This window comes from Candidatus Symbiopectobacterium sp. NZEC135 (assembly GCF_025962695.1).
On record NZ_JAGFPF010000917.1, the window covers coordinates 1 to 845 of the forward strand.

An 845-nucleotide genomic window follows, 5' to 3' on the forward strand; every position below is an offset into this window, starting at 1 on the left:
CAGTTGCAAACCCAGTGGGTTATTCTGGTATCGGTGTGGGTCAGCCTGCTGCCCGCCTGGCTGACCCACAGCCAATGGCATCGCTACACGTTATACTGGCAGCGGCTGTTGCTGTTGCTGATCGCGGTGTCTCTCAACAGCCTGTTGCAAATGGCACTGCCCGGTGCCGGTTTGCCTTCGCCGCTCACCCATACGCTGCTGGCAAGCCTGACCGGTGGCGTGCTGCTGATCCCGTTTATCTACCTGATCTACGAGTATCTCAAGCAACAGCATTTACAAAATCTGCTGGCACAAAACCTCTCCAATCCGCCGTTACGTACCTCGCTGCTGGTGTGGTGTTCGCTGTTTTTCTCACTGGCGGTAGGTGTGCAAATCTCGTTGTCGCCGGATGTCGAGCGCTTACTGCTGATTGTGGTGTTTCTGCCTAACGTGGTGATGGCCTATGCCTTTGGCTGGCAAGGCGGGGTGCTGGCGGCAATACTGGGCAGCTTGCTGATTACCATCACCCGTCAGATGAGCGGCGCATTTCATGACATTATCGAACTGGAGCTGTTTCTCTCCACGCAGGCGCTGCTCGGCATTGGCCTAGGTATCGCCATCAGCCGTCAACAACAGCTCGCCCAGCGCCTGAACCGCTATCGCCAGCGCCTGGAGCAAGAGCTGAATCGGCGACGCCAGTTGATGCAGCGCCTGGTCTCCACCGAAGAAGAGATCCGTAAGGACATCGCGCGCGAGTTGCATGATGACATCGGGCAAAACATCACGGCGATTCAGATACAAGCGGCGATGATTACCCGTCGACCAGAGCCGTTGCTGACCACGCAGGGGGCTGCGCAAAATACCCA

At 57.3% G+C, this 845-nt stretch carries 1 protein-coding gene; it reads left to right on the forward strand.

Annotated elements, in window-relative coordinates:
* On the forward strand, positions 1–845 hold an 845-nt coding region (locus J5224_RS31425; RefSeq protein ID WP_264628907.1), incomplete at both ends, for an MASE1 domain-containing protein.